This is a genomic window from Sulfuricurvum sp. PD_MW2 (genome assembly GCF_002633015.1).
In the GTDB taxonomy this organism is placed as follows: Bacteria; Campylobacterota; Campylobacteria; order Campylobacterales; family Sulfurimonadaceae; genus Sulfuricurvum.
Genome location: NZ_NSIU01000064.1, coordinates 1 through 1,946, shown reverse-complemented (window position 1 = coordinate 1,946; position 1,946 = coordinate 1). Strand labels below are relative to the sequence as shown.

Below are 1,946 nucleotides of genomic sequence, written 5' to 3'. Positions count from 1 at the left end.
GTTGTGTAGTGATAGTAGAAGCTTTGAATAATGGATTCCCTCTCTTCAAAATCATATGAATCCATGAATTTTAAATATTTTGCAGTTTTGCGTACTTGTTTTATACCTGTCATTTCCGAAAATATCTTCCAACACAATTCTTGGGTTTCTTCATTTCCACAAAAACGCTCTAGAGCTTGTTTAAATGATATTGCATGATTAAGAGGATGGATAGGAAATTTTAAAGTGATCGGTGTATCAGAATAGATTGAAAGCTCATCAGCTTTTTTCTTCAAAGTATTTATTTTTTTCATATATGCATCTATATCCATATTTTTAAATTCACTATTTATAGATTCAAACTTTTTAACTGATCCAACAGAAGATATTAAAATCACCCAAGCTAGATCATTTTTTAAAATCTCTCTAATGTAATACAGATCATTTAACTCATTTTCGGTCAATAATTTAAATTCTTTTTGAGATATTTTGAATGATTCAAATAGTTTATTTGCTATATCTTGAACTAGTAGTTTGCTTTCATGTTGTGATAATTCTAACAATTGCTTATCTGTCATATATTTAATCCTCGTACAGCATCTTTTCCTTGATCTGGAGCTAGTTTAGCATAACGCATAGTCATTTCGATAGAGTTATGATTCATGAGTTTTTGTATAGTAAAAATAGGCGTTCCATTGATTGCAAGCAACGATCCAAAGGTGTGCCGTAAAGTGTGAATTACAACTCTATTTTGTGCATCATCAACTTCTAGTCCCTGATTAAATAGCTCATCAAGAATCGGCTGTAATGATTTGTTTATACTGCTTCGGTGTTTTGGTTTGATATTTCCGCCGATTACACAATCCATTGGATTAATATTTATTAATATAGATTTGAGCATTTCAATTGTAGAACCATTGAGAAAGCTTGTGTAGGTGCTGTCATTTTTAAAGTCTGTAATTGTAACTGTTCCGTCAGATAGCTTAATGTCCTTCTTTCGGATATTTAACAATGAAGTGAGCCGTGCGCCGGTAGACAGTCCAAGCCTTACAACGAGTTTTAATTCCTCTGTAAGCCTAGCTTTTCCCTCACGTTCCTCTAATGCTTTATAAAGTAGTTTCACCTCGGTAGGATCAAGATAGCGCTGTCTAGCATTGTCCTCTGTAAGACGAACAACACCAAGCGATCCTCTATCCTTTTTACCTTTCCCTTGTGCAGGTGAGATGAGATTTAAATTGTATTTGGAGATTCCGTACTTCATCATTGTGTGGATGAGATTTACCATGTCGTTGATCGTTTTATTTTCATAAGGTCTACCTGTTTTATAAGACACGGCTTTTTGCTTCATCTTGATGAAGTTTTCAACATCTTCTTTGGTAATTTCATCCAAGTTTTTAGAAGCAAATACATCCTTTAAATGATTGTTATAGCGCCCTTTCGTTGTTTTTCCATCGGGAAGGTCGGCTATTTCTGCAAGATATTCCTGCGCAACACTATGAAATGAAATTGCATTACGGAGTTTCGCTTTTTTAATCTCAGATGGTGCAAGTTCTCCATGCCGTTTGATGGATATACGATCACCTCTAAATTGCTTACAGTATGCAACTGTAATACCTTCCGAATCTTTGCCTACTTTTTCTCGGGTGAGCTTTTTGTTGTATCGATAAAGAATGTAATATGTTTTTGAACCGTCCTTATTGATTCTAATCTCCACCCCAGTTGCTGAGTTTTTTTTTGACTTTTTAGGCTTCCCCTCGTTTATGACAGGTAGATTTTCCACTACTAATTCCGCATCAAGCGTATCAACTACGACAAGTCCTTTTCCCATATAGTTCCTCTGTTATTTATATAATAATGTAACCTATGTGTAACAGTATATTATACTTTAGCAATATTTCACTATACTTAAATAAACTAGATAAAGTTCATATTATTGGGATTTATAATCAGTAAATACAGTATTTAAG

The 1,946-nt window shown here is 33.8% G+C and carries 2 protein-coding genes; both read right to left on the bottom strand.

Annotation, left to right across the window (positions count from 1 at the left end; genetic code table 11):
* Window positions 1-557: hypothetical protein (locus CJD30_RS11600; RefSeq protein ID WP_294919323.1), on the bottom strand; the 557-nt coding region annotated here is incomplete at its 3' end.
* Complete coding sequence (locus CJD30_RS11595; RefSeq protein ID WP_294919320.1) at window positions 554-1,807, bottom strand: site-specific integrase; 1,254 nt, start codon at window positions 1,805-1,807, stop codon at window positions 554-556. The genes CJD30_RS11600 and CJD30_RS11595, both read right to left, overlap by 4 nt.
* Window positions 1,808-1,946: the final 139 nt, after the last annotated feature.

Coding starts and splice junctions, on each gene's coding strand:
- CJD30_RS11595 (WP_294919320.1), bottom strand. CDS start 1,807: ATGGGAAAAGGACTTGTCGTAGTTGATACGCTTGATGCGGAATTAGTA.